Annotated in this window: 30 protein-coding genes, 1 pseudogene and 1 riboswitch; of the genes and pseudogenes, 16 read left to right on the forward strand and 15 right to left on the reverse strand. The window is 41.2% G+C overall.

All coding sequences use genetic code 11. The features are described from left to right. The coding region (locus tag IM462_RS14530; RefSeq protein WP_287702925.1) for a Uma2 family endonuclease at positions 1-295 on the forward strand (295 nt) is incomplete at its 5' end. Between the two features lie 229 nt (positions 296-524). Here the strand turns inward: IM462_RS14530 and IM462_RS14535 are convergent. The 6 genes and pseudogenes from IM462_RS14535 to IM462_RS14560 all read right to left on the reverse strand — a co-directional run. After that, positions 525-689: pseudogene (locus IM462_RS14535) on the reverse strand (P-loop NTPase fold protein); the annotation flags it as partial. Between the two features lie 64 nt (positions 690-753). Beyond that, positions 754-1458 carry a precorrin-2 C(20)-methyltransferase gene (gene cobI, locus IM462_RS14540; RefSeq protein WP_287702927.1) on the reverse strand — a complete coding sequence of 235 codons (705 nt, stop codon included), beginning with the start codon at positions 1456-1458 and terminating at the stop codon, positions 754-756. Continuing rightward, entirely contained in the window at positions 1455-2081 is a 627-nt protein-coding gene (locus IM462_RS14545; protein WP_287702929.1) for a precorrin-8X methylmutase, read from the reverse strand. Before IM462_RS14545 ends, cobI begins: the two co-directional genes overlap by 4 nt. Position 2082: 1 nt before the next feature. Continuing rightward, positions 2083-3507, reverse strand: a complete 1425-nt coding sequence (gene cobG / locus IM462_RS14550) for a precorrin-3B synthase (RefSeq protein WP_287702931.1) — start codon at positions 3505-3507, stop codon at positions 2083-2085. 57 nt (positions 3508-3564) lie between these two features. Beyond that, a riboswitch (cobalamin riboswitch) is annotated at positions 3565-3723 on the reverse strand. Next, positions 3694-4296: a DUF3782 domain-containing protein gene (locus IM462_RS14555; RefSeq protein WP_287702933.1), complete on the reverse strand. Its 603-nt coding sequence runs from the start codon at positions 4294-4296 to the stop codon at positions 3694-3696. Its footprint overlaps the riboswitch before it by 30 nt. A gap of 57 nt (positions 4297-4353) precedes the next feature. Beyond that, positions 4354-4971 (reverse strand): NERD domain-containing protein, encoded by a 618-nt coding sequence (locus tag IM462_RS14560; RefSeq protein ID WP_287702935.1) that lies wholly within the window; start codon positions 4969-4971, stop codon positions 4354-4356. 63 nt (positions 4972-5034) lie between these two features. Between IM462_RS14560 and cbiE the strand changes: the two genes are divergently transcribed. Then, complete coding sequence (gene cbiE, locus IM462_RS14565) at positions 5035-6303, forward strand: precorrin-6y C5,15-methyltransferase (decarboxylating) subunit CbiE (protein ID WP_287702937.1); 1269 nt, start codon at positions 5035-5037, stop codon at positions 6301-6303. 488 nt (positions 6304-6791) lie between these two features. Here cbiE and IM462_RS14570 read toward each other — a convergent pair whose 3' ends face one another. Then, positions 6792-7361 carry a Uma2 family endonuclease gene (locus IM462_RS14570; protein WP_287702939.1) on the reverse strand — a complete coding sequence of 190 codons (570 nt, stop codon included), beginning with the start codon at positions 7359-7361 and terminating at the stop codon, positions 6792-6794. Between the two features lie 231 nt (positions 7362-7592). Between IM462_RS14570 and IM462_RS14575 the strand changes: the two genes are divergently transcribed. Both IM462_RS14575 and IM462_RS14580 read left to right on the forward strand, forming a co-directional pair. Then, positions 7593-8240 (forward strand): hypothetical protein, encoded by a 648-nt coding sequence (locus IM462_RS14575; RefSeq protein ID WP_194014101.1) that lies wholly within the window; start codon positions 7593-7595, stop codon positions 8238-8240. A 71-nt stretch (positions 8241-8311) separates the two neighbouring features. Beyond that, positions 8312-8563: a BolA family protein gene (locus tag IM462_RS14580; RefSeq protein ID WP_002755721.1), complete on the forward strand. Its 252-nt coding sequence runs from the start codon at positions 8312-8314 to the stop codon at positions 8561-8563. Between the two features lie 41 nt (positions 8564-8604). Here the strand turns inward: IM462_RS14580 and IM462_RS21055 are convergent, their stop codons facing one another. Next, positions 8605-8796, reverse strand: coding sequence for a hypothetical protein (locus IM462_RS21055; RefSeq protein ID WP_353737362.1), 192 nt, complete (start codon positions 8794-8796; stop codon positions 8605-8607). An 82-nt stretch (positions 8797-8878) separates the two neighbouring features. Here IM462_RS21055 and IM462_RS14585 point away from each other — a divergent pair, with 82 nt between their 5' ends. From IM462_RS14585 to IM462_RS14595, 3 genes are all read left to right on the forward strand, one after another. Further along, the gene (locus IM462_RS14585; RefSeq protein WP_287702941.1) at positions 8879-10174 is read left to right on the forward strand and encodes a P-loop NTPase fold protein; all 1296 of its coding nucleotides are present in this window, start codon (positions 8879-8881) and stop codon (positions 10172-10174) included. A 201-nt stretch (positions 10175-10375) separates the two neighbouring features. Further along, complete coding sequence (locus IM462_RS14590; RefSeq protein WP_287702943.1) at positions 10376-11926, forward strand: tetratricopeptide repeat protein; 1551 nt, start codon at positions 10376-10378, stop codon at positions 11924-11926. Next, positions 11919-12098: a tetratricopeptide repeat protein gene (locus IM462_RS14595; RefSeq protein ID WP_287702975.1), complete on the forward strand. Its 180-nt coding sequence runs from the start codon at positions 11919-11921 to the stop codon at positions 12096-12098. The genes IM462_RS14590 and IM462_RS14595 overlap by 8 nt, the downstream gene beginning before the upstream one ends. Positions 12099-12248: 150 nt before the next feature. Here the strand turns inward: IM462_RS14595 and IM462_RS14600 are convergent, their stop codons facing one another. From IM462_RS14600 to IM462_RS14610, 3 genes are all read right to left on the reverse strand, one after another. After that, positions 12249-12689, reverse strand: coding sequence for a DUF4164 family protein (locus tag IM462_RS14600; RefSeq protein ID WP_104397644.1), 441 nt, complete (start codon positions 12687-12689; stop codon positions 12249-12251). A 204-nt stretch (positions 12690-12893) separates the two neighbouring features. Further along, positions 12894-13484: a PAP/fibrillin family protein gene (locus tag IM462_RS14605; RefSeq protein ID WP_002747500.1), complete on the reverse strand. Its 591-nt coding sequence runs from the start codon at positions 13482-13484 to the stop codon at positions 12894-12896. A 179-nt stretch (positions 13485-13663) separates the two neighbouring features. Then, the gene (locus IM462_RS14610; RefSeq protein ID WP_287702945.1) at positions 13664-14227 is read right to left on the reverse strand and encodes a bilin-binding protein; all 564 of its coding nucleotides are present in this window, start codon (positions 14225-14227) and stop codon (positions 13664-13666) included. A gap of 149 nt (positions 14228-14376) precedes the next feature. On the opposite strand from IM462_RS14610, the gene rseP reads away from it, so the two are divergent. From rseP to IM462_RS14625, 3 genes are read left to right on the forward strand one after another with little or no spacing between them, the layout of a single operon-like run. After that, positions 14377-15468, forward strand: coding sequence for an RIP metalloprotease RseP (rseP, locus tag IM462_RS14615; RefSeq protein WP_287664514.1), 1092 nt, complete (start codon positions 14377-14379; stop codon positions 15466-15468). Next, positions 15468-16124 (forward strand): endonuclease III, encoded by a 657-nt coding sequence (gene nth / locus IM462_RS14620; protein ID WP_287702977.1) that lies wholly within the window; start codon positions 15468-15470, stop codon positions 16122-16124. The genes rseP and nth overlap by 1 nt, the downstream gene beginning before the upstream one ends. A gap of 54 nt (positions 16125-16178) precedes the next feature. Beyond that, a complete protein-coding gene (locus IM462_RS14625; protein WP_149976247.1) occupies positions 16179-16787 on the forward strand; it encodes a rhomboid family intramembrane serine protease in 609 nt (202 codons plus the stop codon). On the opposite strand, the gene IM462_RS14630 is transcribed toward IM462_RS14625, so the two are convergent. After that, positions 16784-17110: an antibiotic biosynthesis monooxygenase family protein gene (locus tag IM462_RS14630; RefSeq protein ID WP_002759792.1), complete on the reverse strand. Its 327-nt coding sequence runs from the start codon at positions 17108-17110 to the stop codon at positions 16784-16786. The two genes, IM462_RS14625 and IM462_RS14630, sit on opposite strands and share 4 nt — an antisense overlap. A gap of 161 nt (positions 17111-17271) precedes the next feature. Here IM462_RS14630 and IM462_RS14635 point away from each other — a divergent pair, with 161 nt between their 5' ends. After that, the gene (locus IM462_RS14635; protein WP_287702947.1) at positions 17272-17814 is read left to right on the forward strand and encodes an NADPH-dependent FMN reductase; all 543 of its coding nucleotides are present in this window, start codon (positions 17272-17274) and stop codon (positions 17812-17814) included. Here the strand turns inward: IM462_RS14635 and folB are convergent. The 3 genes from folB to IM462_RS21275 all read right to left on the reverse strand — a co-directional run bounded on the left by folB (position 17801) and on the right by IM462_RS21275 (position 19666). Continuing rightward, entirely contained in the window at positions 17801-18157 is a 357-nt protein-coding gene (folB, locus tag IM462_RS14640) for a dihydroneopterin aldolase (protein ID WP_287702949.1), read from the reverse strand. The genes IM462_RS14635 and folB overlap by 14 nt on opposite strands. A 239-nt stretch (positions 18158-18396) precedes the next feature. Beyond that, the gene (locus tag IM462_RS14645; protein ID WP_287702950.1) at positions 18397-19380 is read right to left on the reverse strand and encodes a glycosyltransferase family 2 protein; all 984 of its coding nucleotides are present in this window, start codon (positions 19378-19380) and stop codon (positions 18397-18399) included. Positions 19381-19471: 91 nt separating this feature from the next. Further along, positions 19472-19666, reverse strand: coding sequence for a hypothetical protein (locus IM462_RS21275; protein WP_008199145.1), 195 nt, complete (start codon positions 19664-19666; stop codon positions 19472-19474). 157 nt (positions 19667-19823) lie between these two features. Between IM462_RS21275 and IM462_RS14650 the strand changes: the two genes are divergently transcribed. Genes IM462_RS14650 through IM462_RS14670 form a run of 5 tightly spaced genes read left to right on the forward strand, consistent with a single transcriptional unit; the run spans position 19824 to position 24534 of the window. Then, positions 19824-20744 (forward strand): glycosyltransferase family 2 protein, encoded by a 921-nt coding sequence (locus tag IM462_RS14650; RefSeq protein WP_287702952.1) that lies wholly within the window; start codon positions 19824-19826, stop codon positions 20742-20744. A gap of 14 nt (positions 20745-20758) precedes the next feature. Continuing rightward, positions 20759-21718 (forward strand): GDP-mannose 4,6-dehydratase, encoded by a 960-nt coding sequence (locus IM462_RS14655; protein WP_287702954.1) that lies wholly within the window; start codon positions 20759-20761, stop codon positions 21716-21718. 2 nt (positions 21719-21720) lie between these two features. Further along, a complete protein-coding gene (locus tag IM462_RS14660; protein WP_287702956.1) occupies positions 21721-22938 on the forward strand; it encodes a glycosyltransferase family 4 protein in 1218 nt (405 codons plus the stop codon). Positions 22939-22968: 30 nt separating this feature from the next. After that, positions 22969-23952, forward strand: a complete 984-nt coding sequence (locus tag IM462_RS14665) for a glycosyltransferase family 2 protein (RefSeq protein WP_287702958.1) — start codon at positions 22969-22971, stop codon at positions 23950-23952. Between the two features lie 27 nt (positions 23953-23979). Then, positions 23980-24534: a phycobiliprotein lyase gene (locus IM462_RS14670; RefSeq protein ID WP_287702960.1), complete on the forward strand. Its 555-nt coding sequence runs from the start codon at positions 23980-23982 to the stop codon at positions 24532-24534. Positions 24535-24577: the final 43 nt, after the last annotated feature.

Consider the following 24577-nt stretch of genomic DNA (forward strand, 5'->3'; position numbering starts at 1 on the left):
CAGAGATAGAGAAACTGCTACCTACAAAAGTTTTCCTAAATTGATTATCGAAGTTCTCTCCGATTCTACAGAAGCTTTTGACAGGGGGGATAAATTTAATGATTATCAAACTCTAGAAAGTTTAGAGGAATATGTCTTAGTGAATAGTAAACACCAACGAGTGGAAACTTTTCGACGGGGTGAACAGGGTTTATGGATTCTGCAAACCTATCAGCAAGAAAGTTTTAGTTTGCAGAGTATTAATCTGACGGCATCTTTTCGGGATTTATACGAGGATGTCATCCTAGAAACCTGACAGGGGGACAAGAAGGCTGAAATCCATATATCGTAAACTTTTCATGATTTTAGCTCGAAAAAGTTCGCCGCACCATCTCTCACTTATTAATAATGATTCCTGGTAAGCTCGCTCCTATCCCTAATTCTTTCGTTAGCTTTTTGCCTAGAATCGCTCGATCTATTTCTAGCGAGAGAAGCCAGAAGCCTTTGTTGGCAAATTTTTTAGCTCGCTTGTCCCCCTGTCAGAAAATCAACACCACTGACGGATCATCAGCAATCATCAAGTTAATCGCTTGCATCAACTCTGCTGATTTTGGATGTTTACAGCGATCTAAATCGTCAATAAATACATATACTCGATCATTCCCAATATAGGCATCGACAATTTTAGCAAAATCTTCATGAAATTCTTCCTATCATCTAAACCCGATAGGTTTTGTCAGGTAGGGGATAGAAGATTTAACTATGTCTATAGAATTATTGGGGTTTAGTTTTACTAGGAATCAGAATTAATGACCAGTAGGTGACAGCCTCTGGATCGATTTCGGTAATCGGAATAATTTGCTGATTGGGTAAGGTTGCTCGTTCGATGTAGAGGGCGCGTTCTAATAATCCTAATTCCTCGAGAATATCACGAACTTTAGCGAAATGTCTGCCTAATTTAATAATCGCTGCTGCATCGATAAATGCTAGGCGATCCCGCAATATTTCCGCCTCTAAAGTAGCGGGCATGATACTAAATACGTCATTTCGATAAGTAATAGGTACACCCAGCATTGCTGCACTTGCCATCACTGAAGAAATACCCGGCACGACTTCAATGGAAAAGCGATCGCACAAGCGATTAAAGATATACATAAATGTGCCATACAACATCGGATCGCCCACACATAGCACCGCCACATCTCGGCCTAAGTTTAAATGTTCGGCGATATTTTCGGCGGCAATATCATAATGAGGTTGAGAACTGCGCTCGGCACTAAAAGGTAAAGGCATGGGAATTTCTATCTGCTCGGGACGGATAAAATCCGACACAATTGCTCGTGCCAAAACTTTGCCACTTTCTAAGGTAGGATAAGCAATTACTGGAACAGTTGTGAGAATCCGGTGTGCTTTTAGCGTCAACAATTCCGGATCACCGGGCCCGATTCCTAATCCATAAAGTTTGCCTAATTTATTCATAATTCGTTCTCTTTTGCTAAAGCATTGACTGCTGCTGCTGCGATGGCGCTGCCTCCCCTACGTCCGTGCAGGGTAATAAATGGCACACCACGACTATTAGTTGCTAATTCTAATTTCGACTCTGCCGCTCCCACAAATCCCACGGGAAAGCCTAAAATCAAAGCTGGTTTATCTACATTTTGATCGAGCAATTCTAGTAGGCGAAAAAGTGCGGTTGGTGCATTACCAATGGCTACCACTGCTCCAGCTAAATGAGGTCGCCAAAGTTCTAAAGCGGCAGCGGATCGGGTATTATTAATTTGCCGTGCTAACTCGGTTACTTCTGGATAATTGAGGGTACAAATAATCGGATTATCTTTAGGTAAACGCGCTTTGGTAATGCCATTAGCGACCATTTGAGAATCACAGAGAATTGCTGCACCCCCAGCGAGGGCATTTCGTCCGATTTTAACTGCGTCCGGTGATGCTTCTAAATCTTTTGTTATGTCTGTCATCCCACAGGAATGAATTAGACGAACCGCCACATGAGCTAAATCATCGGGGAGATTTTCCCAGTTAGTTTCGGACCGAATAATAGCAAAAGATTTGCGGTAAATTTCCTCACCATTCTTAATGTATTCCATTCTATTTATCTAAAATTTTCGAGTTTTGGGAGCTTAAAATTTGGGCTATGAGGGGGGAAATCTTGGTAAATTCTCCCTCAAATATGGGTGTTTCTAAGAACTTTTGACTATCACCCACATAGACTTGATAAGCTTCTAGTATTTGGCCATTTTCCTCGATAGTAGTTCCTAAAAGGGTAATTTCGGCTGGACCCGGTTGAGCGCAGGATTTAGCACAACCTGTCAAATGAATATTAACAGGAGAATTGCAGGTTAAGCGTTCTTTCAAATAATCTGCCAAGAGAGAAGCATGAATTTGAGTTGCAGTGGCCGCCGCCGCACAGCCCGGTTTACCGCTACAGGCAACTATCCCCGCATCCCATCCGGGAGAAGCGGATAATCCTAAGGATGCCAGTTTTGGCAACAATTCTGACACTTTTTCATCGGGAATATCGGGTAATATAACAGTCTGCCAAGGGGTTAATCGTAACTGACCACTGCCAAAAGTTTCTGATAGTGTCGCTAATCCCCATAGTTGATTAGCCGTCAATTGTCCTAATCTTAATGATAGACCAATATAAGACAATCCGGGTTGCTTTTGAGGATGAATTCCCAGATGAAAATAGGGTTGAGTAGAATGGGCAGCCTGCTGGTATTCTTGCCCTTGTATTATGCCGGTAGAAGTCCGATGTAATTGGTAGTTAACTTGTTCGAGATATTTTGCTAATCCCCAATCTTTGAGCAGGTGTTTCATCCTCGGTTTTTTACCCTTGATATTGGGGGTTTGTTGAACATAATCGACATAAACCTTTACTAAAGCTTTGACCACAGCTAAACAGTTTTCTGGCTCAATTAACAATTCCGTGTCATAGAATTGTTTATCTCCTCCGAGTGCTAATCGAAAGCAAACAAGAGAAGTTAAATTTGTCGGATTTTTGACGGTAATTGCCGATAGCTGAATCTCATTATAGCGGTGTTGCCAGGCCATAGTTGAACCGGTGCCAATTCCCACTGCACCACCGCCATCGATACCGATACTAAATTTAGGACTTAGTTGGGCAATTGATGGATAATTTTGGATAAAATTATCTAATTCTTGGACTAATGGACGAGTATCGATCAATTCTTGGCAGTCAATTCCGGCAGTGGGACTAGACATGATATTACGCAGATGATCAACACTGGGATTATGGGCAGCTAACCCTAATTTTTGCAGGGTTTGAAATGCTTCTAAAGTGGGGGATTTTTGCAGTCCGCGAATTTGCAAATTTGCCCGATTGGTAACTTGTATTGTCGTCTGCCATTGTTCGAGCCAATTGGCGATCGCTTTTCCCTGTGGAGAATTGAGCCATCCACCGGGGGTGCGGAGACGAATTAAAAACCCATCCTGGGCAGCAGTTCCATAAAATAAACCGGGACAAGCATTTGCTTCAACTAACCAATTCACCGTTGTTTGTTCTCCATGCGACGCAGAGAAGTAGTTAGAAAATTAGTTGTCTATACTACCGATCAAAAGCTTGTAATTGGTATTCTGACTCGCAAGGAAAAAGGGAAGATGTACTCTTTTTACTTTTTACTTGATTACAGCTGCGGCACAGTACCAGAATTGCACTGGACTTTCCCAAAGACAAGTTTAAGGATCATACCACGTTTTCGGTTGAAACTCAGTATCGTTAAGAATCGCTACATTTTCCCCCCTTTGTGCCAAGACAAATAAACCTTGACGATAAGCATATTTATCCGCTCCTTCTTCGATTTCAATGCCTGCTACTGCCCCATATAATTGTTTCTGGTTATATTCTGGGAAAAATTGCCTAAATTCTGTTAGATTCTTGATTAATTCTTTGACATCATCTACACTTAAACTACTTTTGACTTCCACTACTAGCACATGATTCTCATTAGTTACTAACACATCAATTTCTAGGGTTTTACCGTCGAGACGTTTTTTGACTCTTTGACTAACTTGATGTACGGGAATCTGACGATTTAAAAATAAAGTCTCACAAGCTGGGGCTACCATATTTTCGACAAAACGTCCCCATTTACCGCCAAGATTACCAATTTCTTTACTGAGTCTAGTAATTTGGCGATCGGTTTTTAAAGATTGTTCTTTGAGAATCCGCTCGGTTTCTTGAAAGCGTCGCTCGGTTTCTTGAAAGCATCTTTCTGTCTCTTTTTGAGCTTCTGCTAATTCGGCTAATAATTTCCAAACATCATCGGCGGTGGTGGTCATAATTTTTCATCTTAATTAACTTGGCACTAACCCGATTATATCTTGTTTTTAAAGCCCCTACCACGTTTTCGGTTGAAACTCAGTATCGTTAAGAATTGCTACATTTTCACCCCTTTGTGCCAAGACAAATAAACCTTGACGATAAGCATATTTATCCGCTCCTTCTTCGATTTCAATGCCTGCCACTGCCCCATATAATTGTTTCTGGTTATATTCTGGGAAAAATTGCCTAAATTCTGTTAGATTCTTGATTAATTCTTTGACATCATCTACACTTAAACTACTTTTGACTTCCACTACTAGCACATGATTTTCATTAGTTACTAACACATCAATTTCTAGGGTTTTACCGTCGAGACGTTTTCTGACTCTTTGACTAACTTGATGTACGGGAATCTGACGATTTAAAAATAAAGTCTCACAAGCTGGGGCTACCATATTTTCGACAAAACGACCCCATTTACCGCCAAGATTACCAATTTCTTGACTGAGTCTGGTAATTTGGCGATCAGTTTTTAAAGATTGTTCTTTGAGAATACGCTCGGTTTCTAAAGATTGTTCTTTGAGAATACGCTCGGTTTCTAAAGATTGTTCTTTGAGAATCCGCTCGGTTTCTTTTTGAGCTTCTGCTAATTCGGCTAATAATTTCCAAACATCATCGGCGGTGGTGGTCATAATTTTTCATCTTAATTAACTTGGCACTAACACGATTATATCTTGTTTGAAGGATAGAGCCTGATGGCAGATAATGAAATAGTAGCGATTTTTTTTAATATGGCGGATCGCAATTGTCAGTCGAAATGGCTATCGATCATAGGAATTGGTGAAGATGGCTTAGAAGGGTTAAGTTCGGTGGGGCGAAGTCTGCTTTCTTTAGCATCAGTTATTGTCGGTGGTGAACGACATCTGGCAATGTTACCCCCAGAGGATCAACGGCAAAAACTGCTCTGGACTTCTCCGATTCAAGACTCCATTAACGAGATTATCCGCCGTCGTGGTCAATCCGTCTGTGTTTTGGCCAGTGGTGATCCTATGTGCTACGGAATTGGTGTCACCCTCACCCGTCAGATTCCCCTTGAGGAAATGACGATTATTCCCTCTCCTTCTAGCTTTAGTCTTGCCTGTAGTCGTTTGGGTTGGTCCCTGAGTGAAGTGGAAACTTTGAGTTTGTGCGGTCGGCCTCCTGCCTGCTTGAATGGGGTGCTTTATCCCGGTGCTAAACTGCTGGTACTGAGTGCCGATGCCCAGACTCCGGCGATCGCTGCTCGGCTGCTCAGGGAGGGAGGTTTTGGCGAAAGTTCCATCACGGTTTTAGAACATCTAGGAGGAACCCAAGAACGCCACATTCAAGGCATCGCGGACGATTGGGAGTTTACAGATCTGGCGGATCTAAATGTCATCGCCATTAGCTGCATCTCCTCCCATCCCCCCACCCTGGCGCCGCGCCTTCCAGGACTGCCGGATTCTGCTTACCATCATGACGGACAGTTGACAAAAAGAGAAGTTCGTGCTATCACACTGAGTAGATTGGCTCCCCTACCCGGACAATTGCTCTGGGATGTGGGGGCAGGTTGTGGTTCCATTGCCATTGAGTGGCTGCGTAGCGATCGCCGTTGCCAGGGTATTGCGATCGAACATCATCCCACCAGATTACAATACATTGCCGATAATGCCGCCGCCCTGGGAACGCCCCATCTGCAAATCGTCGCTGGAATCGCACCGAGCGCCTTGGAAGATTTACCGCAACCGGACGCTATTTTTATTGGTGGCGGTATCACCACACCCCACCTATTGGAAACCTGTTGGTTAGCCCTGCGCCCCGGGGGTCGTCTTGTTGCCAACACTGTTACAATTGAAAGCGAATTAGTCCTCTTGCAATGGCATAGTAAATTAGGAGGGGAACTGCTGCGAATTGGCATTGAAAAAGCCGAACCGGTCGGCAAGTTTTTAGGTTGGAAAGCCATGGCCCCCGTAACCCAGTGGACTGTTCTGAAACCGAGATTGTAAATCCTTGATTTTCTCCTTGATCCCTCTTGCAAAAGTTGTAGATAGAACTTTTTGGGTATTCTTTTTCTTTCTAATTAGTTAGGTGTTAAAAATTGTCAGATCCCCCTTAATAAGGAGGGATCAAAGCCCCCCTTATCAAGGGGGGTTGGGGGGATCGAACCCAAAATCCATTTTTATACCATTTCTCTAAATGAAAACTACACATCGAATTTAAGTCACCCTTTTTAAGGGGGATTTAGGGGGATTAAACTTCTGTAGTCAGACTTTGGAGAATTGGTATTAATTTAATTAAAACCAGCTACTTACCATTTTTTAAAAATCAATTAATAAATTCAATTTCAGTTAGGGGAACCGGAAATGTTGCTTTTTTATCCCGATGGACAAGCTTTTACTAGCTATAATCAGGAAAAACAACGAGCGGAACGATTAGCGAATAAACTGCGGGAATTAGGCATTAATCCTCACGATATCTAAGTTTAACTTTTGATCTAACTTTTATTACCGAGTATTTCAATTAAAGTTAACTCTATTATTGGAAAGGATTCAATAAAAATAATTTCACCTCGATAATATTTCTGAATAGCTTGATAACTACCATGCAGAGGATGGCGATAAACTTCTAAACATTCTTCCTTGAGATTAACGATCCAAACTTCTTGAATATTTGCTTCCGCATAAAGAGGGATTTTAGTATAGTGATCATAATCGATGGTAGAGTCAGAAACTTCAATAATTAAATAGATATCTTGAGGACAAGGATAGGCAGCAACATAAAAATCTGATCGAGGTATTAGTAAACTTAAATCTGGTTCTGGTTGAGAATTATTATTTAATCTAATCGGATTTTGCACCCTGAGAATAATTTTCTGTCCTAATTTTTGATAGAATAATTGTATTAATCTATCTACACTAGAAGCATGACGGGTTCCCATCGGTGACATTTTGATAATTTCTCCTCGAATTAATTCCACTTTTTCATCGGGTTTGATTATTCCCTCGGTTGCCATTTTTTCGTATTCTTCCACCGTAAACTTACGCGTAATCAGTGATAAGGACATTTTAACTAAACTCCTACTTTCTCTTTATTCTATCTGGACAGCCTTCCAACGGGTGAATTATCGGTATTTAAACCATTAATCGGGAGGAATAAACTAACTTTTTGGGGACTTGTACTGATTTTTCGGGAAAAAACAGCACTTGCCATGGCGACAAAACCGCTAAAACTAACGTCTAGAAAGCTGGGGTCGGATCGAAACTGCCCCAAAAAAGCTACTATAGGTCAGTTGTCGATGTTAAAAAAAATAGCCGTTCCCATCTGGAACATTAAGTCGAGAAATTTTATGGTTAAGCGAAAACAGCCTTATAGTTTAATTTATCTGCTCACTCTGGTGATCGGTTTAGTTATTGCGATCGCACCTGACGGACAAGCACAAACCCCCGACTCAAACACTCCTGCCAGCGATCCTAACGAATTGAAACCCTTAAATCAAGCCGATAGTGTCCTGAGTCTTCAGGGGGGACAACGTTTAGTGGAAGAAGCGAACGCCGCTATTAATGCCGCTAAATACGATGTCGCTGTGGACAAACTCAATCAAGCGCGTCGGATTTTTAACCAACTATCTAACTATCATCTGCAATTAGCTAATAGTTTCTCAGGAATTGACCCAAAAGTATTCGATTCTCAGCGTCAAAGTGCTTTAAACACCGGACAACTGCGGGATGAAGCCACCTATCAGCTTGCTTTGGTCCATAGGGCGCAAAATCAGCCAGAATTGGCGGTTCCTTTGTTAATTCAGGTGATTCAATCCCAAAACCCCACCAGTGAATTAGGACAAAAAAGCTATCAACAACTCTACGAGATGGGATTTGTCAGCACACCCATCTCCGCACCGACTCCCACATCGGCAACTCCTAACAACTCCCCCCCACGGCAGTAAATTTTGTCCCCATTGACGAGCTTTCGGTAACAATGGGATCAGAGTATCTTTAATTGTTTTGAGGAGTTACGATGGTTGACTTTCGCCAAGTAGAAGCGATGATTCAAGAACAAATCCCCGATGCACAGGTGATGGTTCGGGATTTAACGGGAGGTGGTGATCATTTGGAAGCGGTGGTTATTTCTGGCGAATTTGCTGGCAAAACCCGCGTTAAACAGCATCAAATGGTTTATGGCGCTTTACAATCGGCACTGGCTACCGAAGCCATCCATGCTTTGGCATTAAAAACCTACACTCCCGACAGTTGGGCAGCAGAAAAATAACAGTTATCAGTTATCAGTTATCAGTTAATTTTTTGGCTCTCTTAGGTTTGGTGGACAAAATGTATTCTAAGATACATTCTTTCTGGCGAGCAAGTGGTAAGATACATTCTTTCTGGCGAGCAAGTGGAAGGAACCACAAAGACACAAAGGACACAAAGGACACAAAGATTGATCGATCCTCTGTAAGTTAAACTTATCACACAGAACCTAGAAGAGCCAACTACCCAATTCATAATTCATAATTCATAATTCATAATTCCCACACCCCACACCCTACCCCCACGAAAAACTTTTTGCCGCAAACCCTAATTACTTATGGTTAGTCCTTTACTGGAACCCTTTCGAGAAGCCTATCGCAATTTGGAACTTTTACCCCTGCGATCGGATAAAGAATTACAGCGTTTTGCTGTTAAATACGGCACAGAAATTATCGACGAATTAGAACAATTGGTCGAAGATAGTCCTTCGGAAGACGGAAAAATTATTCTAGCAGGACATCGGGGTTGTGGTAAGTCAACCCTACTCTACGAATTTAAAAGAAAGTTAGATGATCGCTATTTTGTTGTTTTCTTCTCGATCTCAGACATGATCGAAATGTCAGACGTAAATCATGTTAATATTTTATTCTCGATCGCCGTTCAGATGATGTCAGAAGCGGAAGCCCAAAATTTAACTATTAAAGATTCTATTAAAAAAAGCTTTTATCAATGGTTTGCTGAACAAATTCGCACGGAAACCAATCAAGCAGATGCCACTATCGAAACAGGTTTTAACTTTTCTTCTTTACTAGCTCACATTAAAGGAATTCTCAAGATTAATTCGACTATTCGCGAGGAAATCAAACAAAAATATGAGCGGAGAATTACCGATCTAGTTGCCCAAATTAACATTATAGCTAGTGCGATCGAGTCCCAAAGTCAGAAAAAAATCTTAGTAATTGTTGATGACATTGATAAAATTGACTTAGCACAGGTAAGGGATATTTTTCAATCCCATATTAAAGCGATTATGTTGCCCGGTTTTCGGATTATTATGACTATTCCGATCGCCGCTTTAAGAGAAGTAGCTTTAAAGGCAACTCTCCAAACAGAAACCAACGATCAGATCGTGCAAATGCCTGTATATAAACTCTTTAAACAGGGAGACATTAATTCACCTAATGCTATACCCGATCCGCAAATTATTGCTACTTTAACCGAGATTATCACTAAGCGCATCGATCCCGCTTTAATCGATTCTGACACCCTTGAAAAAATTTGTCTTTATAGTGGGGGAGTGTTACGAGAATTAATTCGCATTACTAATGATTGCTGTCGGGTTTGTTTGCGATCAATTCGTCGTTATCCCGATGATAATACCCTAAAAATTAATCAAGCTGTTTTAGAACAATCAATCACAGAACTTAGTCTCGATTTTGCTGAAAGTATCGGTACAGCAGATGAGGAAATTATTAAAACTGTTTATAAAAAGTCAAAACCGAAGGATCTCAAGGATCAAAATTTTCTAGATCTGTTGCATGGTTTATATATCTTAGAATACCGCAATGGCGATCTCTGGTATAACGTGCATCCGATTGTAGTTGAGTTAATGAAAAAAAGAGGAACAATTTGAATGGGATAAATAAGTAGTTATAATTAAATTGAAGATGGATCCCCCCTGCCCCCCTTGATAAGGGGGGTGCCGATAGGCGGGGGGATCCGCACCCCCCTTGATAAGGGGAATGCGGATCACTCCTTGATCCGTAGGGTTGATTCATGAATCAACCCTACCTAATGGGGGTATCTGACAGTTTTTAACATTTATCCACTTATTATGAATAATGAAACATCTTCAATTACCGACCAAAATGAAAGAGAATACGAAGGTTTAATCGTGTCTCTAGAGGCAAATCAAGAGAGATTAAATATATTGATTTGTGTGTGTGATCAGGAAAAATTGCGAGAAGAAATCATCGATCGCTATAGCAAAGAATTAGAACCAGTAATCCCTTGTTATCGGATTGATTTAGATCAAAAAGAACCGAGTTTAAGAGCAGCAATTGCTAGTTTAGTCTCCAGAAAACCAGAGTTATTACAAAGCAAAGACGCCGTGATCACAACCACAGGAGTGGAAAAATTACACTCGATCGAATGGCAACAGGAAAAATCGGAACTAGATAAATTTTTTGGTTATCTGCAATGGACAAGGGAAGGATTGCGAGAATTTCCCTATTCCATCGTTCTTTGGGTAACAAGCACAGTGGAAGTAAATTTACGCAAAAAGTCCCCCGATTTTTGGAGTTGGAGAAAAGGAGTTTTTCGCTTTATTTCTCCTCCAAGTAACTTTTTACCTTGTCAGGAATTTTTACCAATTTTACAATCTTTTGACGAAATTACTATAGATAAAGATATTCCTTTAATCTCTAAGGAAGACTTGTTAGAACTAATCGAGCAAATCGAGGTAAATAAAGGCAAAAAAGAGCCAAGACTAGCGAGTTTATATGCCAGTTTAGCTAAGATTTATAACCTTCGTTTATTAAATCTGCCATTGTCAGATTATCGTCAGGAACAACAGCTTGCGATCGAGTATTATCAAAAAGCGATCGATTTACAAAAAGAGTTAAATCTAGAACTTGATTTAGTTGCGAGTCTCGACTCATTAGCCGGTATTTACTATTTTCTAGGAGAATACCAAAAAGTGATCGAGTTTGATGAACAGCACCTAGCAATTACAAGGAAAATCGGTGATCGGATGGGTGAAGCGAAATCCTACAATAATTTAGGCAATGTTTACTATTGTCTGGGAAAATACCAAAAAGCGATCAGGTTTCATAAAAAGTCTTTAGCAATCACACGGGAAATCGGTGATCGGGGAAGGAGTAAATCACCGATCGCCGGTGTGGAGGGATTAGTCTATCGTTTAGCTGGTTGTTGTTGTCCTTTACCCGGGGAAAATATTACTGGTATAGTTGCCCATGCGGGGGAAGGTATTGTTATTCACCGTCAGGGCTGCTCGAATGTGGCAAAAGCCGAAGCTGAACGCTTAATTCCTGTTAGTTGGAACCCCATAGATGAGCAGGGAAGTTATCCAATTTATCCAGTAAATATTCAGATTGAAGTGATTGATCGCGTTTGGGTTTTAAGAGGTATTCTCTCTTGTTTAAGTGACCAAAATATTAACGTTCGCACTGCCGGAGTTAAGACTAATTTCGGCAAACCTGCTTTAATTTCCCTGAAAATTGAAGTAAAAGACCTGCAACAACTTGAACGCTGTGTTAGTCAAATTAAGCTGATGAGGGATGTTTTAAACATTCGTCGCATCAGTCAGGTAAAAAGCGATCGAGTTTTATCAACAGTCCTTAGCAATCAAACGGGAAATCGGTGATCGGAGGGGTGAAGCGAAATCTTGGTTTAATCTGGGGTTTACCTACTATAAACTCAAACGTATATCGGAAGCGAAAGAAGCATTTCTTCAGTCGCGGGAATTATTTCAAGCATTGGGGTTAGCAGGATATGTTCAAAAGTGCGATCAGGAAATTCGGAGATTAGAAACCTGAAAATATCCCTTAATCGTTGCTTTCTTTCTGGGGGTGGTTAAGTTTCCTTTAGTTGTAAATGGGTTAAATATCCCTTATTTTTAACCTGAGTTTGACATCTGGTAATTTCCCCTCATAACTACCCTAAAGTGAGAAATTATAGTAATATTTCTAAGGATTACCAGAAAAGAAAGAGCGCCACGCTGCCGTTCCGATCGCTCCTCCTAAAAGAATAATTAACGTCCAAACTTGATTTTTTTGGGTTCCTTCCACCTTTTCTAGTCTTCTATCCATCCCATCGACTTTCTCAGTTAGTTTTGCTTGTCCTACCTCTAGCTTAGTTAGCCGTTCGTCGATCTTATCAAATTTCTGGTTAAAATCCTTCTGTAGGCTGTCAAATTTCTGGTTAACATCTTGTTGCAAGGTGTCGATTTTTTGGTTAACTTCCTTCTGTAGGCTGTCAAATTTCTGGTTAACATCCTGTTGCAAGGTGTCGATTTTTTGGGTGACATCTCTTTGTAGGGTATCGATTTTTTGGTTAACCTCCTTGATGCTGTCTTTGATTTCCTTGAGTACAGATTCAAGACTATAAGTAACGGTTTCGTTAGACATTTTGGTAACATACTTGGGAGTAATGATAGTACAATAATTTGATTTTAATCCTAAATCTGGTTATTAGAAACTGATTACCTATTGCCTAGTATTTAGTCTTATGGTAATAAGTAGCTGGTTATAATTAAATTAAAAATGGATTTTGCCTTTAATCCCCCCCTGATAAGGGGGGATCTGACAACTTTTAACGCCTACCTACTTAAGTTAGGTTTTTTCCTTAGCGAGAATAAAGACGCTGCCCTCGCTGCCGCGGCCGATGCGGAGATCTTCATCGAGATAGGTGATATCGAGCCAACCTTTTTGTTCACGATTATTGAAGGAAAAATCGAGGGGAGGAAATTTTTTGCCACTTTCGATCGCGTCGATAAATTCTTGGGGAGAATGATAATTGAGAAAACGTTGCAGACCGAGGATCGAGCGCTCAAATTTGACCATAACCCGACGCTCGGAGGTGGGTTCAAAGGTAGCGGCGACGATCACTGCTCCTTCTAACCAAGGTACGCCCGTAATTTCAGCAATATTGTAGAGTTTGGCCTTGTTCAGGTCAAGATATTGATAAATTTGCCCCAATTGAAAAAAAGGTAGGCGATCTAGCCCCAGAATGTCGCGGCTGCTGGTGAATAGTAAACGCCAATTGCCCCCTAATAGTTGTTTAACTTCGAGGGGATGAGGATGGGGATTGTGGTCCTCCAATTGTTCGATCGCCGCTAAAATCCGCACGCGGTCGCTTTCCGTGGCCAGGAGTCCGCGATTTCTACCAGCGATCAATTCTAGTAATTTCGCTTTGGCATCCATAGAATCTCCCTCATTTTATAAAGTACCTCGACCCGCCAGGCACTCGATCGAGGTTTTTGGTGGCCCGAAGAGGCCCACCCGCGCCGATGATTTCATGGGTTCAACGGAGTTTTAACCTCGGTGAGCGGCATTTTTAACTGTTGGCCTCACTATTTTAACACGGATTAAATGCCTCGGTTTTAAAACTTTTTCATAACCGTAATTAAGTGATCGAAATAGGGAGCAATTGCGGTTTTTTCTGAGTCGCTAAAATAATCTAAACTGTATTGTTTTAAGGCTTCTAACCCCGAAATCATCGCCCCTAATGGTACTTGTAATTCTTGGTAAAGAAGACGCATATTTTCCAATCCCTCGGCACTGGTGTAGGGAATCTGCTGTCCGGCGACACCGTAGGTAATACAACGTAAAAAGTTCCAGAAATCACGCCAACAAGCTTCGGCGCGGTGGGGTGGATGAAGATCGCCTCCGGGTTGAAAAATGGTGGGAAATTGGCTTGATAAAGCCTGACGAGCGTTATCGACGATACTATTAGCATTATCCCGCAGTTTTCGAGCTTGCTGACTAGAAACCAGTAAATCAGGCTCTAAATTGACGATAGTATCTAAATCCCTATCGTCGAGATAGCGAGTTTGATTATCCGCTTGTTGCCAAACAGCGATCGCTGCTTGCTGATAGGGCCAATTGGCGAAACTGATGATTCTCGCTTTTGGGATTAATTGCTGGGCGCGCTCACTCAAAGGCATCGATCGCTCTCCGTCGGGTCAGATTAGGCGGTTAAGATCACTTTTAGCATAAATGATCGAAAAATTAGCGATAACTAGAGATTTTTTGCAATCTGCCCGGGAGGATCGCTTACAATTAACAAAAGCTAATTCATTATATTTTGATCATCATGTCAGTTTTAATAGCGATCGGTGTCCTTGCCCTATTAATTGTCGTTCACGAATTAGGTCATTTTGCCGCTGCTCGTTGGCAATCTATCCATGTTAATCGCTTTTCCATCGGTTTTGGTCCAGCTTTAGCTAAATATCAAGGTAAAGAAACAGAATACGCCCTCCGCGCCATTCCTTTGGGGGGTTACGTTGGTTTTCCCGATGACGATCCCGATAGTCAAATTCCCAATAACGATCCTGATTTATTACGCAATCGTCCCGTTTTCGATCGAGCTATCGTCATTAGTGCGGGAGTAATTGCTAATTTAATTTTTGCCTATTTTTTGCTTGTTACCCAAGTCGCTACGGTGGGTTTTCCCCAAATTAACTATCAAGAAGGGGTCATTATTCCAGAGGTTTTCACTGCTGAAAATTCCGTCGCTAAACAAGCGGGAATACAAGCGGGTGATATTGTTCTCGCTATCAATGATCAGCCCCTTGGTGCTTCTCAGAATGCCATTATTGACTTCCGTGACATTATTCAATCTTCCCCCGATCAACCCCTAAAATTAACCATCAAACGCCCCACAGAAACTCTCGATTTAATCGTTACTCCGGAATTGGGAAGTGATGGTCAGGGTAAAATTGGGGTGAGATTGGCTCCCAACGGTGAAGAAACTCGCCTGAAAGCCGATAATTTTGGTCAAGCTTTTAGCTTGGGTGCGGGTGAATTTCAACGATTAATTGTATTAACCGTGCAAGGTTTTGGGCAGTTAGTTAGTAACTTTAAAGACAGTGTTCAACAGGTAGCAGGACCGGTTAAAATTGTCGAATATGGAGCAGCAATCGCTCGTAATGATGCGGGTAATCTTTTTCAATTTGCCGCCCTAATTAGTATTAACTTAGCGGTGATTAATATTCTGCCTTTACCTGCTCTTGATGGTGGTCAGTTGGTATTTTTATTAATCGAGGCTTTAGTAGGTAAACCTCTCCCAACTAAACTGCAAGATAACATCATGCAAACAGGTCTAGTTTTACTCTTAGGATTAGGAGTTTTCTTAATCGTGCGCGACACGGCTAACCTAGCAGTTTTTCAGGATTTATTCCAGTGATGGCCCCTCGAAAAAAAACTCAGCTTCAACTGCGCGCCCTAGAGATTTTAAGCAACTTAAAGCGATTATATCCAGAGGCAACCTGTAGTTTAAATTATCAAACTCCTGTGCAGTTATTGGTGGCAGTTATTCTCTCGGCACAATGCACTGATGAGCGGGTAAATAAGGTAACTCCTGCTTTATTCGCCCGTTTTCCCGATGCTAAATCCTTAGCTTTTGCCGAGCGAGAGGAGTTAGAAACCCTGATTCGTTCCACGGGATTCTATCGCAATAAAGCTAAAAATATTCAGGGTGCTTGTCAAAAAATCCTCAAGGATTTTCAAGGAGAAGTACCCAAGACAATGGCGGAATTATTAACTTTACCCGGGGTAGCTAGAAAAACGGCTAATGTGGTACTTGCTCACGCTTACGCGATTATTGAGGGTGTGACAGTAGATACCCACGTTAAGCGCTTAAGTAATCGTTTGGGTTTAACTACTAATAACGATCCGGTGAAAATTGAACGGGATTTAATGGCTTTACTACCTCAACCGGATTGGGAAACTTTTTCTATTAGTATTATTTACCACGGCCGGGCGGTTTGTAAAGCAAGAAATCCCGCTTGTTTTTCCTGTCAATTAGCCTCTCTTTGTCCCGCAGTAAACAGTAAACAGTAAACTGAAAACTCACACCTGATAACTGATAACTGATAACTGATCTGGGGGGCTATAATGGGAAAAAATAGCTCATCCATCAATCTTATGAGTCAAGGATCACGGCAAGAAATAAAAACCCAAGCAATAATCCTCGCTACTTTTGTGGCGATTTTTTGGCTGTTAGAGATTTTAGATCAATTTGTTTTTCGGGGCAGTTTAGACTATTTTGGGATTATTCCCCATCAAGTCATCGGATTGCGGGGTATTCTTTTCGCACCTTTCCTACACGGTGACTTTCCCCATCTTATTGCTAATACGGTTCCTTTTCTGATTCTCGGTTGGTTGGTGATGTTACAGGAAACCAGTGACTTTTTTATTGTGACTGGGTTAACTATGCTGGTAGGGGGGTTAGGAGTCTGGTTATTTGCTGCTCCCGGATCTATCCATATCGGGGCAAGTATCTTGATTTTTGGCTATTTAGGTTTTTTATTACTGCGGGGCTATTTCCAGAGAAATATTCCTTCTATACTCTTGTCAATTCTAGTCTTTTTACTCTACGGTGGCACAATTTGGGGCGTTTTGCCTTCCCGTCCGGGGATTTCTTGGCAAGGACATTTATTTGGTTTCCTAGGCGGGGTTTTAGCCGCCAAATTAATCGCCACCGAAAAGAAACATTATCCCTAAATGGGGGAACCTTCTATCTCGCTACATACTTCATAAAAATCGGTGACAGGCGGTTTCGCAAACAGAGGAGCCATGGATTTCAGCAATAATTCGTGGGCTTCGCTTTTATTTGCCTCCATATCATCGATTTTATCCCAGATGATCACGGCAATTCCTTCGTCGGTTCCGGGTTTTTGCAGCAGAAAAGCTCCCTGGAATCCCGTGGAATAGGTGGAAACGGCCTTTTCGTAGAGTTTTTGGGCTTCGGAAAAACACCCCGGTTTAAATTCACCAATAGCCACATAGGCATATTTATGTTTGAGAAAATCGAGAAATTCTGGCATGGCAATGAGGGGAAATGGAATAAATCTTTCTTTCTACTCCTATTAAAACTTAGATCGATCGCTCTCTCCGCCCCATCGACATATTTTTTTAACTAAGCTTGCCCCAATTACCTCTTTTTTTGTTAGCTTATATGTAGTCGTTATGAGTTCGTATAAATTCTATGATCAAAATCGTTGGTATTAATGGCAGTTTACGCCCAGGATCCTATAGTGCGATGGCGTTAGAAGTTGCTATCAGTCGAATAGGGGCGTTAGGAATAGAAACGGAGATAATTGACCTGAGAAAACTCTCTTTACCCTTCTGTAACGGGGGAGATGACTATTCTGACTATCCCGATGTGGCCAAAATGCAGCAAACGGTTAAATCGGCAGCGGGATTAATTTTGGCGACACCAGAATATCATGGTAGTGTCAGTGGTGTGATGAAGAATGCCCTAGATTTAATGAGTTTTGAGGAGTTATCGGGAAAGGTTGCTGGATTAATCAGTGTTTTAGGCGGCCAATCCAATAGTAACGCCCTCAATGATTTAAGAATCATTCTCCGTTGGGTTCACGCTTGGGTAATTCCGGAACAAATTAGCTTAGGACAAGCGTGGAAAGTCTTCAACGAAGAAGGAAAAATCTTTGATGAGAAGCTTTCCCAACGTTTTGACGCTTTTGCGCGAAGTTTAGTCGATAATACGCGTAAACTCAACGAGATCTAGTGATATCGATGGTGATTTTACCGGTAAAGTTGGGAATTGGGGCGGCGGGTTTCGATAATTGTACTCTTACCTGTCGCACGCCCTCGAGTTGTAGGATATCCTCAGCGATAACCGTGGCCAATTTTTCCACGAGGGCAAATTTGCTGGTTTCAATCTGGTGTTTGACAATTTCGATCGCCTGTCGATAATCTAGAGTATCTTCAATTGCGTCACTTTTGCCAGCAATGCTGATATCAACTTCCAGGGATAAATCCACCTCAAACCATTGACCTAAAACCTGTTCTTCGGCCAGATATCCTGTGTAACCGTAGGCACGAATTCCTGTAACGTGAATAGTATCCATAGATAGTTAAATTAAAAAACTGGCGGCTTTTCCCACAAAGATGAAGTGTAACCTAATTTGGTATCGACGACCCACTCCCCAAAAGGAAAACTTCCTATCTTGTCACCATTAAGATAACTGCTAAGTAAGTGGTTCTAATTAAATAGAAGATAGATTTTGCCTTCGATACCCCCTTAATCCCCCCTTGATAAGGGGGGTGTCTGACAATTTTTAACACCTACCTACTTATAAGTTATAGTTTATACGGCTCTCACCTGTTCGACGTAATCTTTGGGGCGTAGTTGACGGAAACCTTGAAAAGCTAATTGTCTCAAGTTTAGAGGTAAATAGGAAAGCAGTAAACCCAGTCTGGCCCTTGGGGATTTGCCTGACAATTGCGAGGCTTTTTCTATTAAAACTCGCCCGGCTTCGGTTTCTCCCTTTTCAATTAATTTTATCCCCAAACATTCCTGTAAAAAAGCTGTCCTTTTCACTCTTTCTTCTTCTAATTTTACATCATTAAAGTGATAACCTTCTGTACAAAACAAGTTTGCTTGCAAAAAGTGAACCGCTTGTTTTAAGCTAGTTTGCCCCCCATGGAAACGATATTCCATTAATAATTCTGGCAGAAAATAAGCTTGTTTTCCCGCTAAAGCTAAACGCACTAATAAATCAAAATCTTCACAACCATCCGCCTGAGGGCGCATATAATCCACATCGGCTAAAGATTGATAACGAAAAAGAGTCGAACCCACCTGTAAACTTTTACAGGAAAAAGTTTGTCTTTCTAAATCAGGAATAATCCCTTGTTGTAATCTATCTTTGCCCCATTTCGCTGAATTTTTTTTTGTTGCTGATGCAACTCTTTGTCCAAATCTATCAATAATCCAGTGATCTGTACAGACAAAATCAACGTTTTTTTCTTGATCTAAAATAGGGACAGTTTTCGCTAAAAATTCAGGAGTTAGTCCATCGTCATCATCGAATTTAATAAAATATTCTCCCCGAGCAGCGGTAAAACCCGATCGCATATTTAAACTTCTGCCCATATTTTGAGGATGACGCAGATAAATTATTCTCGAATCCTCAAATGCTGCCACCACTTCTGGGGTACGATCAGAAGAACCATCATCACAGACAATTAACTCAAAATCTTCATAGGTCTGCCGCAACACAGTATTAATCGAATAGCTGAGATAATCGGCGCGGTTATAGGTGGGAATACAAACACTTACTTTTGGCATAATATTTCAGTTATCAGTTATCAGTTATCAGTTATCAGTTATCAGTTATCAGTTATCAGTTATCAGTTATCAGTTATCAGTTATCAGCTTGTTACTTGAGAAAGGCAATTAGGCTCTTCGTTACTTGGTATGGTTCGAGCGGGTGGCATAAATAGACTACATCCTTATTTGGCCAGAGACTTAATTGATTAATTCGTTCTAGATGGAAAACAATTGACAAAAATAGCCAAATGTCTTTCTCTATAATGGTTTCATCTCTTATAACCCCGTCTATTGCATAACACAAACCGAAGAACCGGCAATTAATTGGTCATTTTTCTAGTTATCATCACTATTGTCTAGCTGACGGCTGACGGCTGACGGCTGACGGCTTTAAAAGTATTTTTACATTTTTCCAAAGGAATGTTAAGTTTTAGGGTATTGAATGAGTAACCTTGATAGCCATGGCTCCTAAAATAGCAGGGATTATCTGTACCCACAACCGCGATCACTACCTAGCAGGAGCGATCGATAGTCTTTTGGCGCAAACTTGCGCAGATTGTGAGATTTTAGTGGTTGATAACGCATCTACCGATAAAACCCGTCAAGTGGCCCAGTCGCGTCTGGGAGATGGGCGGCTAAAATACGTTTACGAACCTATTTTAGGGCTATCTACCGCCAGAAATCGCGGGGCGAAGGAAACTAAAGCGCCGATTTTAGCCTATTTGGATGACGATGCGATTGCAAGTACTCAATGGTTGCAAATTCTGTTAAATGCCTACGAAAATAACCAAAAACTGGCAGTAGCAGGGGGAAAAGTCACCTTAATTTGGCCGCAAGGCTACAGTCAACCCAATTGGTTATCCGATGAGTTAGCAGGGGGTTTAGGGGCTTTCGATTTGGGCGACAATGTGGTATACATTAGCCAGGCGAATTTAACTCCGCGAGGGGTTAATTACTCGATTCGGCGAGATTTCTTGGAGAAAATTGGCGGTTTTGACCCTAATTTGGGAAGAATTGGCAAAAAACTTCTCTCTAATGAGGAATTATACACTACAGAACTGGCACTCGCCCAGGGATGGCAAGTGGGCTATTTTCCCGAAGCATTGGTGGAACACAATGTTGCCCCGGAAAGAATCAATCGTCAATGGTTTATGCGTCGCAGTTGGTGGCAAGGCATCAGCGAACACTACCGGGAAGAAGTGGCAGGAAGGACGGGATTGGCTCAATTTAGGCGAGGAGGTGAGCGTTTGGTGAGAGGATTGGTTAAATCTGTCAAATTTATCAATGATCCCGCTAAAAGGTTTGAGAATCTTCTCTATGCCTACGGACAAATCGGTTATTTAAGCGAGGCCGCCAAGGCGATGTTAACCCCTCAAAAGTAAATTATTGTAAATAAATGGGTAAAAAAGCGTTAATTTGTGGTATATCGGGCCAGGATGGAGCCTACCTAGCCGAATTACTGTTAAAAGCTGGCTATACAGTTTGTGGCACCTCCCGGGATGCCCAAATGTCCTCTTTTAGTAACCTGAAACGTTTGGGAATCAAGGAACAGGTAAAACTAGAATCGATGGCACTGAACGACTTTCGCAGTGTCCTACAAGTCTTAATTAAAATTCAGCCCGATGAGGTCTATAATTTGGCTGGACAAAGTTCTGTGGGTTTATCCTTCGAGCAGCCGGTGGAAACCTTAGAAAGTATTGCCACGGGAACCTTAAATCTCTTAGAAGCAATTCGATTTACCGGAGCAGAAATTAAATTATATAATGCAGGATCGAGTGAATGTTTCGGGGATATCGGCGATAATTCTGCCGACGAAAATACCCCTTTTCGTCCTCGCAGTCCCTACGCTGTGGCCAAATCGGCGGCTTTTTGGGAAGTGGCTAATTATCGAGAAGCCTACGGAATTTTTGCCTGTTCAGGCATACTTTTCAATCATGAATCTCCCCTGCGTCCCGATCGCTTTGTTACCCAAAAAATTATCGCTGCCGTGGCTAAAATTGCCCGGGGAAGTACCGAGACTTTACACTTAGGAAATATGGATATTCAAAGGGATTGGGGTTGGGCGCCAGAGTACGTTGAAGCGATGTATTTAATGCTGCAACAGGAGCAACCCGATGATTACGTCATTGCCACGGGAGAAAGTTCAAAACTGGAGGATTTTGTCGCCACAGCTTTTGCTACTGTTGGCTTAAATTGGCCAGATCATGTAATTTCCGATCAAAGTTTATTAAGACCAACAGATTTAGCCATTAGTCGCGGCAATCCCAACAAAGCTAAGGAAAAATTAGGTTGGCAAGCACGATACAAAATGACCGATATTGTCCGCATGATGGTAGAAAATCGTTTAGAGGAATAGCTATGAATATCTTAATGATTAGTTCCGCCTTCCCCTATCCACCAACCAGAGGGGGAACTCAGGGCAGAACTTTTAATTTACTCAAGTATCTCAGCAAAAATCATGATATTACTCTCATCGTTCAGCGTACTGCTGATGTCAGCGATGAGGAGGTAGAAAAGTTAGGTAACTTTGTTAGTGAATTGGTAGTTTTTCCCCGTCCTCGAGATGCCAAAACTGGAATAATTGCTAAACTGCAAAGATTAGCTCAATTCCTGCAAACGGGAACCCCTCCCAATGTACTTTTTGGCTATTCTCAAGAGATGCAGAACTGGATAGATAGGGCAGTTAATAGTCAAAAATTCTCAGTAATTACCAGTGAACATAGTGTTAATGAAATTTATATTCGTCCCCAATGGCAACAGCAAATTAGGACAGTAATTGATGTGCATAGTTCCCTCTATCAAACCTGCAAAAGTCAATTAGAAATTGGGGTTTCTAGTCAAGAATTACGGGATCGTCTCTACCTTCCTCTCATGGGTCGCTACGAACAAAAAACTGTGCAGAAATTCTCAAAAATTGTCGTCACTACCGATGATGATCAAAAACAAATGGAAGAATTTGCCCCCAATGGAGAGATTTATTTAATTCCTAATGCAGTAGATTTAGATTTGTTTCCCTATCGTTCCCAGGATCCTGCTGGACATAATTTAGTTTTTATCGGTGGGTTAGATTATTGGGTTAATATCGATGCGGCCTGTTTTTTAGCTAGGGAAATTTTACCTCGTATTCAAATTACTTATCCCGAGACTACTTTAACTCTAGTCGGTGCTAATCCATCCCTAGAAGTGCAAGAATTAACTAAGTTAAAAGGAGTAATTGTGACGGGACGAGTACCATCAATGACCACCTATCTTCATCAGGCAACTGTGGCAGTTATTCCCCTAAGAACAGGTTTTGGAATGAAGTTTAAAACCCTAGAATCTATGGCTGCGGGGGTGCCAGTGGTAGCCAGCGATCGAGGTTTAGAAGGATTAACAGTTGAAGGAAATAATGTTCCTTTAGCAGCCTTAAGGGCTAATAGTATTGAGGAATATTGTACGGCGATTAGTAGTCTTTTTGAATCGGCAGAGTTGCGAGAAAAATTATCTAGAAATGCTCGCAAATTAATCGAAGATAATTATACTTGGCAGCAAGCGGCAGCTAAGTACGAACAAGTTTTGATTGCTGACATTTGTTAGAAAATTTCTCTAATTTTTTGGTAAATTAATATGCTATCAAATCAAATACCCGTGAAAATATCTGTTGTTGTTCCTCTTTATAACGAAGAAGAAAACATCGATGCTCTCTTTAGGCAACTTTTAGCGGTTTTAGAGGCACTAAATATCAGTTATGAGATCGTTTGCGTCAATGATGGTAGTCGTGACAATACTCTCAAAAATCTCCTGGAATATCATCAACGTTACCCACAAATTAAAGTGGTTAATTTATCCCGGAATTTTGGTAAAGATATTGCCATGTCAGCAGGAATTGATTACAGTCAAGGAATGGCAGTCATTCCTATTGATGCTGATTTACAAGATCCCCCCGAATTAATTGCCGAAATGCTCGAAAAATGGCAGCAGGGTTATGATGTGGTTTATGCGTCCCGTCGGGTTAGAATTGGCGAAAGTTGGTTGAAACGTTTCACCGCAGAAGGTTTCTATCAAGTCATTAATAAATTAAGTCGGGTTCCTATTCCCCCTAATACGGGAGATTTTCGCTTGATTGATCGCCGAGTGGTAGAATCAATTAAAAAGATGCCCGAACGTCAAAGATTTATGAAAGGAATATTTGCTTGGGTGGGATATAAACAGACATCAATTTTATTCGATCGAGAACCCCGGTATCAAGGACAAACTAAATGGAATTACTGGAAATTATGGAATTTTGCCATTGATGGTATTACCTCTTTTAGTTTTTTACCTCTGAAAGTCTGGACCTATGTAGGATTTATCATTGCACTTGTTAGTCTTGTTTATGCTAGTTTTTTAATTCTCAGGACTATTATTTTAGGAATCGATGTACCCGGATACGCTTCTCTGATGGTTGCTGTCTTATTTTTAGGAGGAATTCAACTACTCACTCTTGGTATTATTGGCGAATATATTGGCAGGGTTTATGAAGAAGTAAAGGGTAGGCCACTTTATCTGGTTCGAGATTGTTATGGTTTTGAAAATAGGGAACAACTTAGTGATAGAATAACTCAAGATTAAGATACTGGCAACAGGAGAATTAAATCTATGAATACCGAAATTTTTCAGCAATTTTTTGCCTATTGTGTCGGTAGTTGGCAAACGGAAAGAACCTATCATTATCTAGCTGCTCAAGAAGTGGAACGTTCCCGCACTGAATTTCTCATCCAACCCCTCACCAGGGAGATTAAACAGAAAGTTCTGAGAGATAATAACTATGTTGATATTGCCGATTTAGAAAGTATCCCCGGGTTTAATTTAGGTTTCTATACCATCTCGGAAAAAGGGGAAGAAGTACGACAAAATCTTAATCTTTTATTTGTGGTTAAAGCAGAAAATAATGGTTATTTAGAAGGGGATTATCTTCGTGATCGCGCCTACGAAGAAGCAAGACCAATTATCTCCGCTTTTCGCTTTGATTCCACCACCAGAGAGTTATTAATGACCACTAATTATACTCGCAGTGTTTCCGTGGATTCAATTACTTTAATCAATCCAGACCTGCGAATTCGCAAAATTATTAACTATCAACGTCCCCAGGAGGGAGAACCCTTAGAAAAAGTTCTCTTGGTCGGTTTTGGAGTTGAGTGTAAAGTCAGTTAAAAAAATATTTCTTTCCCCCCCTTGATTCTCCAGTCAAGGGGAG

The organism is Microcystis sp. M144S2, assembly GCF_020246065.1.
In the GTDB taxonomy this organism is placed as follows: domain Bacteria; phylum Cyanobacteriota; class Cyanobacteriia; order Cyanobacteriales; family Microcystaceae; genus Microcystis; species Microcystis ichthyoblabe_A.

Bases quoted from the DNA above. Each gene is read 5' to 3' on its own strand.
- folB (WP_287702949.1), bottom strand. From the start codon at position 18,157: ATGGATACTATTCACGTTACAGGAATTCGTGCCTACGGTTACACAGGA.
- IM462_RS14630 (WP_002759792.1), bottom strand. From the start codon at position 17,110: ATGCCAGAATTTCTCGATTTTCTCAAACATAAATATGCCTATGTGGCT.
- rseP (WP_287664514.1), top strand. From the start codon at position 14,377: ATGTCAGTTTTAATAGCGATCGGTGTCCTTGCCCTATTAATTGTCGTT.
- IM462_RS14580 (WP_002755721.1), top strand. From the start codon at position 8,312: ATGGTTGACTTTCGCCAAGTAGAAGCGATGATTCAAGAACAAATCCCC.
- IM462_RS14570 (WP_287702939.1), bottom strand. From the start codon at position 7,361: ATGTCCTTATCACTGATTACGCGTAAGTTTACGGTGGAAGAATACGAA.
- IM462_RS14635 (WP_287702947.1), top strand. From the start codon at position 17,272: ATGATCAAAATCGTTGGTATTAATGGCAGTTTACGCCCAGGATCCTAT.
- IM462_RS14655 (WP_287702954.1), top strand. From the start codon at position 20,759: ATGGGTAAAAAAGCGTTAATTTGTGGTATATCGGGCCAGGATGGAGCC.
- IM462_RS14590 (WP_287702943.1), top strand. From the start codon at position 10,376: ATGAATAATGAAACATCTTCAATTACCGACCAAAATGAAAGAGAATAC.
- nth (WP_287702977.1), top strand. From the start codon at position 15,468: ATGGCCCCTCGAAAAAAAACTCAGCTTCAACTGCGCGCCCTAGAGATT.
- IM462_RS14585 (WP_287702941.1), top strand. From the start codon at position 8,879: ATGGTTAGTCCTTTACTGGAACCCTTTCGAGAAGCCTATCGCAATTTG.
- IM462_RS14670 (WP_287702960.1), top strand. From the start codon at position 23,980: ATGAATACCGAAATTTTTCAGCAATTTTTTGCCTATTGTGTCGGTAGT.
- cobI (WP_287702927.1), bottom strand. From the start codon at position 1,458: ATGAATAAATTAGGCAAACTTTATGGATTAGGAATCGGGCCCGGTGAT.
- IM462_RS21055 (WP_353737362.1), bottom strand. From the start codon at position 8,796: ATGAATTGGGTAGTTGGCTCTTCTAGGTTCTGTGTGATAAGTTTAACT.
- IM462_RS14610 (WP_287702945.1), bottom strand. From the start codon at position 14,227: ATGCCTTTGAGTGAGCGCGCCCAGCAATTAATCCCAAAAGCGAGAATC.
- IM462_RS14660 (WP_287702956.1), top strand. From the start codon at position 21,721: ATGAATATCTTAATGATTAGTTCCGCCTTCCCCTATCCACCAACCAGA.
- cbiE (WP_287702937.1), top strand. From the start codon at position 5,035: ATGGCAGATAATGAAATAGTAGCGATTTTTTTTAATATGGCGGATCGC.
- IM462_RS14575 (WP_194014101.1), top strand. From the start codon at position 7,593: ATGTTAAAAAAAATAGCCGTTCCCATCTGGAACATTAAGTCGAGAAAT.
- IM462_RS14605 (WP_002747500.1), bottom strand. From the start codon at position 13,484: ATGGATGCCAAAGCGAAATTACTAGAATTGATCGCTGGTAGAAATCGC.
- IM462_RS14560 (WP_287702935.1), bottom strand. From the start codon at position 4,971: ATGACCACCACCGCCGATGATGTTTGGAAATTATTAGCCGAATTAGCA.
- IM462_RS14600 (WP_104397644.1), bottom strand. From the start codon at position 12,689: ATGTCTAACGAAACCGTTACTTATAGTCTTGAATCTGTACTCAAGGAA.
- IM462_RS14555 (WP_287702933.1), bottom strand. From the start codon at position 4,296: ATGACCACCACCGCCGATGATGTTTGGAAATTATTAGCCGAATTAGCA.
- IM462_RS14625 (WP_149976247.1), top strand. From the start codon at position 16,179: ATGGGAAAAAATAGCTCATCCATCAATCTTATGAGTCAAGGATCACGG.
- IM462_RS14665 (WP_287702958.1), top strand. From the start codon at position 22,969: ATGCTATCAAATCAAATACCCGTGAAAATATCTGTTGTTGTTCCTCTT.
- IM462_RS14650 (WP_287702952.1), top strand. From the start codon at position 19,824: ATGGCTCCTAAAATAGCAGGGATTATCTGTACCCACAACCGCGATCAC.
- IM462_RS14645 (WP_287702950.1), bottom strand. From the start codon at position 19,380: ATGCCAAAAGTAAGTGTTTGTATTCCCACCTATAACCGCGCCGATTAT.
- IM462_RS14545 (WP_287702929.1), bottom strand. From the start codon at position 2,081: ATGGAATACATTAAGAATGGTGAGGAAATTTACCGCAAATCTTTTGCT.